Below are 6,848 nucleotides of genomic sequence, written 5' to 3' on the forward strand. Positions count from 1 at the left end.
GCCCGGGGGGTGCCGCGCGTCAGGCCCAGCAGCGCCGCACGGGCATGGCCATCCCAGTGCGGTGCGCCCAGGCCGGCAAAGGCCGGCACCAGGAAGACGTCGCCACTGTCGGGCACGCTGGCCGCCAGAGCCTCGACCTCGGCCGCCTGGCGGATCATCTGCAGCCCGTCGCGCAGCCACTGCACGGCGGCGCCGGTCACGAAGATCGCGCCCTCCAGGGCGTAGGTGAGCACGCCCTCGGGGCTGCGCCAGGCGGCGGTGGTGAGCAGGCCGGCCCCCGAGCGGGCCGCCTCGGTGCCGGTGTTGGTGAGGATGAACGACCCGGTGCCGTAGGTGCACTTGGAGTCGCCGACGTCGAAGCAGGTCTGGCCGAACAGCGCCGCCTGCTGGTCGCCGGCGATGCCCGCGATCGGCAGGGCGAGGTCGAGGAAGGTGCGGGGGTCGCTGACCGCGGCCTCGCCCCAGTTCGGCACCAGCTCGGGGAGCGCGTCGCGCGGCACCCCGAACAGGTCGCACAGCTCGGGGCTCCAGTCGCCCGTGGTGAGGTCGAACAGCAGCGTGCGGCTGGCGTTGGACACGTCGGTGACGTGGTCCAGGCCGCGCGTCATGCGCGCGATGAGGTAGGAGTCGACGGTGCCGACGGCGTAGCGGCCCTGCTGCACCAGCGCCCAGGTGTGCGGCTCGTGCTCGGCCAGCCACGCCAGCTTCGTGGCGCTGAAGTAGGGGTCGAGCCGCAGGCCCGTGAGCTCGGCGACCCGCTCCTCGTGGCCCGCCTCGCGCAGCCGCGTGCAGATGTCGGCGGTGCGGCGGTCCTGCCACACGATGGCGCGCCGGGGCGAGCCCAGGGTCTCGCGGTCCCAGAGCACGATCGTCTCGCGCTGGTTGGTGATGCCGATCGCGCGCAGCCGGTCGGCGTCGACGGCCCGGAGCACCTGGCGGGTGGCCTCCAAGGTGGCCTGCCAGATCTCCTCGGGCGTGTGCTCCACCCAGCCCGGTCGGGGGAAGTGCTGGGCGAACTCCTGGTAGCCCTTGGCCACGATGTCGCCCGCGCCGGACACCGCCACCACCGTGACGCCGGTCGTGCCGGCGTCGACGGCCAGCACGAGGTCGCGCGGGTCGGTCGCGCCGCTCACGCCCGGCCCCGCACGATCGCCAGCACACGCGGGTCGATCCAGGCCAGGTCCTCGGCCACCCGCATCTCGTAGTTCTCACACCCCACCCAGGTGAGGAAGTCGGGCTGGCCCTGCGCGGTCGCGAAGGCCGCCAGCTCGGCGGCCAGCGCGTCGTCGACGCGCATGCGGTCGGCCTCGTCGGTGGCCACGAGGTAGAGCTCGTGCAGGCCCATCAGCCGGCGCAGCTCGGCCAGCGGGTCGGGGTGGTCGTCGACCCGCAGGTCCATGGCGACGTCGTCGCCGCCGTCGTAGCCGGCGCCGTCGCGCACCACGAGGATCGCCGCGCTCTGGCGGCCCCGCTTGTCGCCGCCCGCGGCCTCGCCGGCCTCCATCGCCGCCAGCAGCCGCTCGGCGAAGGGCAGCCCCTCGCCCTCGAGCCAGGTGCGCTCCATCGCGGCCACGACGTCGGGGCCGGCCAGGCAGTTGCCCTGCACGGCGTAGTCGGCGCCGGTGGCGTGGCCGGCCCAGTCGATGCAGGCCTGGCCCGTGTGGGCGGCGGCGGTGCCCTCGACGTCGACCAGCCCCACCTGGCGGTGGTCGCGGCCGTCGTCCTCCTCCAGCAGCCGCTCCAGCGCGACCGGGGCGGTGGCGCCCTCGTCGAGGTGCGAGAGCGCCAGGCCCTTGTAGGCGACGTTGGCGGCGGCCTGGGTGGCGATGGCCCCCACCTGCGCCACCGCGGCCGGCACGGCCGAGCCGACGCCCAGGAACTTCGAGGCCACCGCCACGCCCCAGGACTCACCGTCGTCGGAGCGCGCCACGATCGAGAAGGTCATGGACCGGACTCTAGTGGCGCCTCTCCGTGCAGATCGGGGCCGATCAGTGCGACAGGTCGGCGAGGTCCAGGTCGCGGGGCAGCCAGCGGGCGACCACGAGGGCCGCCACCGCGACGACGGCGGCACCGGCCAGTCCGACCACGGCGAACGCGTCGGTGAAGGACCCGGTCGCCAGCGGGGCCAGCGGGGTGCCGAGGGCACCCGCCAGCGATTCGCGCGCCGCGACGTCGGCGCCGTCGGGCAGGCCCGAGCGGTACACGATGCCGGCGAGGCTGCCGAGCACGGCGACGCCGAGGACCGCGCCCAGTTCGTAGCACATCTCCTCCACGGCCGCCGCCGAGCCGGCCTGGTGCGCCGGGGCGCGGCCCATGATGAGCGCCGACCCGACGCCGAGTGCGGCGGTGCCGAGACCCACCAGGCCGAAGGCGACCACGAGGCCCGGGTAGGGCAGCGGTCGGGGCAGCAGACCCACCACGGCCAGACCGAGCGCGGTGAGGGCGAGCCCGCCCACGAGCACGGTGCGCACGCCGATCCGCGCGGCGATCGAGGGTGCCAGCGGGGAACCGATCAGCCCGCCGACCGCCAGCGGGAGCAGTGCGGCCCCGGCCTGCAGCGGCGACCAGCCCTGCACCAGCTGCAGCCACTGCGAGGCCAGCAGCAGCAGCGCCATCATCACGGTCGCGCTGGCCAGCGCGGTGACGACGCCGGCCCGGAACACGCGGTCGGCGAAGAGCCGCACCGCGAGCATGGGGTCGGGCTGGTGCAGGCAGCGGCGCACGAACATCGTCAGGGCCAGGGCGCCGAGGGCGAGCAGGGCCAGTCCGAGCGGCTCGGCGCCGTGCTTGCCCAGGTCCTTCACCGCCGCGGTGAGGGCGGTCATCCCGGTGATCGAGAGCAGCACCCCGGCGGCGTCGAGCCGACCCGGTCGCTCGGACCTGCTCTCGGGCAGCAGCAGCACGCCGGCCACCAGCGCCAGCGCCATCAGCGGCACGTTGAGCAGGAAGGCCGCGTGCCAGCTGAACACCTCCAGCAGTGCGCCGCCGACGACCGGGCCCAGCGCGGCACCGACCGAGGCCATGGCCGCCCAGATGCCGAGGGCCAGCGCCCGCTCGCCGGGGTCGGGGAACAGGGTGCGGATCAGCGACAGGGTGGCGGGCATGATCATCGCCCCGCCGACGCCGAGCAGCACCCGCACGCCGATGACGGCGGCGGGGGAGTCGGCCACGAGCACGGCCAGCGAGCCGAGCCCGAAGATCGCGAACCCGAGCAGCAGCATCCGGCGCCGGCCCCAGCGGTCGGCGAGCGCCGAGAGCGGGATGAGCAGACCGGCGAGCACGAGCGCGTAGGCGTCGACGATCCACAGCTGCTCCACGGCGGTGGGGCGCAGGTCGGCGGTCAGGGCGGGCAGTGCGACGTTGAGCACCGTCATGTCGAGCACGACCACCAGCAGGCTCAGCGCGAGCACCGCCAGACCGGCCCAGCGCCGCGGGTGGGCCGCGGGCGCGGTGGCGGGGGAGAGCAGGGTCGGGGCGCTCATCGGGCGGCTCCGCCCTCGAGGAAGGTGGAGAGCACCATCGCGTCGAGGTCGCGCCGCGCGACGTCGCCCTCGCGCAGCGCCTCGCGGGCCGCCACGAGCACGCCGTACACGGCGTGGCCGAGCCAGCGCGCCGGCACGTCGGCGCGCAGCACCCCCGCCGCCTGGGCGGCGGCCCAGAGGGCGACCTCGCGGTCGAAGAGCCGGTCCGAGCGGGCGATGAGGTCGGCGGCGGAGGTGAGGTAGCCGTCGGTGAGGGCGAAGCCGAAGTCGTCGGCGTCCAGCAGGTAGCGCGACATCAGGTCGTGCAGGCAGCCGCGCAGCCGGTCGGGGTCGCCCGACGCGGCGCACTCGTCGGCCCCGGCGGCGTCCAGGCTGGCCTCCCAGCGGTCCAGCGAGCGGGTGCCGAGCTCGTGGAGCAGGTCCTCGCGGCTGGCGAAGTGGCGGTGCAGGGTGGCGCGGCCGACCCCCGCGGCGGCGGCCAGCACGGCCATCGACGCCCGCGGGTCGACGTTGAGGTGGCGCTGAGCCGCGGCGAGGATGTCCTCCCGGGTGGCCATGGTGTCCTCCAGGTCCGTTCGTCACAGTGAGACATCTTTGTCTCATCTGGGACCAGGATGTCCCGGTTGGTGTCCGAGGGCAAGTCGGGGTGCGCGGGCAGGCGTATGACGACCGTCACGGGGTAGGGCTGCCCCCTGTGAGTGAGCCCCTGACTGAGCCCGTGGACGACCCCGATCGGACGACCGACGGCCTGACGCGCGTGATGGGCCCCGGCCTGCTGCTGCTCTTCATCGTCGGCGACATCCTGGGCGCGGGGATCTACGCCGTCACGGGTCGACTCGCCGGGCAGGTGGGCGGCATCGCGTGGGTGCCCTTCCTGGTCGCCTTCGCGATCGCCACGCTCACTGCGATGTCCTACCTCGAACTGGTCACCAAGTACCCCCGCGCGGCCGGGGCGGCGCTCTACACCCACCGCGCCTTCGGCGTGCACTTCGTGACCTTCCTGGTGGCCTTCACCGTGGTCTGCTCCGGCATCACCAGTGCCTCCTCGGCGGCCGGCCTGCTCTCCTCGAACCTGCTGATCGGGCTGGACGAGTTCGCCGACGTGCCCACCGGCGACGGCGCCACGCTCGCCGTCGCCCTCGGCTTCATGGTGCTGCTCGCCCTCATCAACCTGCGGGGCGTGGGTGAGAGCGTGAAGTTCAACGTCGTGCTCACCCTGGTCGAGATGGTCGCCCTGGCGATCGTCATCGGGATCGGATTCCTCGTCATCGCCCGCGGCGACGGCGACTTCAGCCGGATCACGGTCTTCGAGAACCCCGAGGACAAGAACCTGTTCGCGGCGGTCACCATCGCCACCGCCATCGCGTTCTTCGCCATGGTCGGTTTCGAGGACTCGGTGAACATGGTCGAGGAGACCCGTGAGCCCGAGCGGATCTTCCCGCGCGTCATGCTCACCGGGCTCGGGATCGCGGTGCTGATCTACGTCCTCGTCGCCATCTCGGTGGTCGTGGTGGTGCCGGCCGGTCAGGTGAGCGCCGAGAGCGAGAGCGGGGTGCTGCTCGAGGTCGTGCGCATCGGCGCCCCCGACGTGCCGATCGACCGGATCTTCCCCTTCCTCACCGTCTTCGCGGTCGCCAACACCGCCCTGATCAACATGCTGATGGCCAGCCGGCTGATCTACGGCCTCGCGCGTCAGGACGTGCTGCCGCGCGTGCTGGGCCGGGTGGCGCCGCGCCGGCGCTCGCCCTACGTCGCGATCGGCTTCACGACCGCGCTCGCGCTGGCGCTCATCGTCTACGTGCGCACGCAGTCGGAGTCGACCATCGTGGGCGCGCTGTCGGGCACGACCGCCCTGCTGCTGCTGGCGGTCTTCACCGTGGTCAACGTGTGCTGCCTGGTGCTGCGACGCGAGCCCGGCGGCACCTTCCGGGCCCCCACGGCCGTCCCGGTGGTCGGGGCCCTGGGGTGCGCCTACCTGCTCGGCCCGTGGGCGCGGTTGGAGGCCGACCTGATCCAGTACCGGATCGCGGCCGGGCTGCTGGTGATCGGGGTGGGGCTGTGGGCGCTCACCTGGCTCGCGAACCGCGGCCTGCGCGGGCAGCGCACCGGGTTCCGCGACGTGGAGTCCCTCGAGGAAGCCGAGCACGGGAGCGGGCCCGGCACCGCGTAGGGTAGGCGGTCGTGGCCCTTCCCGACCTCGCAGCACTGCACGCGCTCCAGCCCGCCCAGCAGCCGTCCTACCCCGACCGCGCCGCCGTCGACGCCGTCGTGCGGCAGCTGCAGGCCGCCCGGCCGCTGGTCTTCGCCAGCGAGTGCGACGAGCTCACCGACAAGCTCGCCGCCGTCACCCGCGGCGAGGCCTTCCTGCTCCAGGGCGGCGACTGCGCGGAGACCTTCGCCGGCGTCACCGCCGACAACACCCGCAACAAGCTGCGGGTGCTGCTGCAGATGGCGGTCGTGCTCACCTACGCCGCCTCCGTGCCGGTCGTGAAGCTGGGCCGGCTCGCCGGGCAGTACGCCAAGCCGCGGTCCTCCGACAGCGAGACCCGCGAGGGCGTCACCCTGCCCGCCTACCGCGGCGACGCGGTCAACGGCTTCGACTTCACCCCCGAGGCGCGCATCCCCGACCCGGCGCGACTGCTGGAGGTGCACCGCACCAGCGCGGCCACGCTGAGCATGATCCGGGCCTTCATCGCCGGCGGCTACGCCGACCTGCGCAAGGTGCACCACTGGAACACCGACTTCGTGGCGGGCTCGCCCGCGGGCCAGCGCTACGAGCAGATGGCCCACGAGATCGACCGGGCGATGGCGTTCATGGCCGCCATCGGGGCCGACCCCGAGGAGTTCCACCGCGTCGACTTCCACATCAGCCACGAGGCGCTGGTGCTGGAGTACGAGCACGCGATGACGCGCACCGACGCCCGGACCCAGCAGCCCTACGACCTCTCGGGCCACTTCCTGTGGATCGGCGAGCGCACCCGCCAGCTAGACGGCGCGCACGTCGAGTTTCTCCGCGGAGTGGGCAACCCCATCGGCGTAAAGATCGGCCCGACGACCACGGCCGACTACGTCCTGTCGCTGTGTGAAGCCTTGAACCCCAAGCGTGTGCCCGGACGCCTCACGTTGATCTCCCGAATGGGCGACGACAAAGTCGAGACATCGCTGCGTCCGCTCCTGCGCGCCGTTCGCGAAGCCGGACATCCGGTGGTGTGGGCCTGCGACCCTATGCATGCCAACACGTTCACCGCCGACAACGGCCGTAAGACGCGACACTTCGACTCCATCCTGCGCGAAATCGTCGGTTTCGTGGCGGCCCATCGCGCCGAAGGCACGTGGCCAGGTGGAATCCACATCGAACTCACCGGA

The 6,848-nt window shown here is 73.3% G+C and carries 6 protein-coding genes; 2 read left to right on the forward strand and 4 right to left on the reverse strand.

Annotation, left to right across the window (positions count from 1 at the left end; genetic code table 11):
* From ACERUJ_RS07990 to ACERUJ_RS08005, 4 genes are all read right to left on the reverse strand, one after another.
* On the reverse strand, positions 1 to 1,133 hold a 1,133-nt coding region (locus ACERUJ_RS07990), incomplete at its 3' end, for an FGGY family carbohydrate kinase (protein ID WP_370247975.1).
* Complete coding sequence (locus tag ACERUJ_RS07995; RefSeq protein ID WP_370247976.1) at positions 1,130 to 1,945, reverse strand: DUF1028 domain-containing protein; 816 nt, start codon at positions 1,943 to 1,945, stop codon at positions 1,130 to 1,132. The genes ACERUJ_RS07990 and ACERUJ_RS07995, both read right to left, overlap by 4 nt.
* A 43-nt stretch (positions 1,946 to 1,988) precedes the next feature.
* Positions 1,989 to 3,482, reverse strand: a complete 1,494-nt coding sequence (locus tag ACERUJ_RS08000) for an MFS transporter (protein WP_370247977.1) — start codon at positions 3,480 to 3,482, stop codon at positions 1,989 to 1,991.
* Positions 3,479 to 4,039: a TetR family transcriptional regulator gene (locus ACERUJ_RS08005; protein WP_370247978.1), complete on the reverse strand. Its 561-nt coding sequence runs from the start codon at positions 4,037 to 4,039 to the stop codon at positions 3,479 to 3,481. The genes ACERUJ_RS08000 and ACERUJ_RS08005 overlap by 4 nt, the downstream gene beginning before the upstream one ends.
* A gap of 161 nt (positions 4,040 to 4,200) precedes the next feature.
* On the opposite strand from ACERUJ_RS08005, the gene ACERUJ_RS08010 reads away from it, so the two are divergent.
* Entirely contained in the window at positions 4,201 to 5,652 is a 1,452-nt protein-coding gene (locus ACERUJ_RS08010) for an APC family permease (RefSeq protein WP_370247979.1), read from the forward strand.
* An 11-nt stretch (positions 5,653 to 5,663) separates the two neighbouring features.
* A partial coding sequence (locus tag ACERUJ_RS08015; protein WP_370247980.1) for a 3-deoxy-7-phosphoheptulonate synthase class II occupies positions 5,664 to 6,848 on the forward strand: 1,185 nt, incomplete at its 3' end.

This window comes from Nocardioides sp. (assembly GCF_964228225.1).
GTDB lineage: Bacteria > Actinomycetota > Actinomycetes > Propionibacteriales > Nocardioidaceae > Nocardioides.

Coding starts and splice junctions, on each gene's coding strand:
- ACERUJ_RS07995 (WP_370247976.1), bottom strand. CDS start 1,945: ATGACCTTCTCGATCGTGGCGCGCTCCGACGACGGTGAGTCCTGGGGC.
- ACERUJ_RS08000 (WP_370247977.1), bottom strand. CDS start 3,482: ATGAGCGCCCCGACCCTGCTCTCCCCCGCCACCGCGCCCGCGGCCCAC.
- ACERUJ_RS08005 (WP_370247978.1), bottom strand. CDS start 4,039: ATGGCCACCCGGGAGGACATCCTCGCCGCGGCTCAGCGCCACCTCAAC.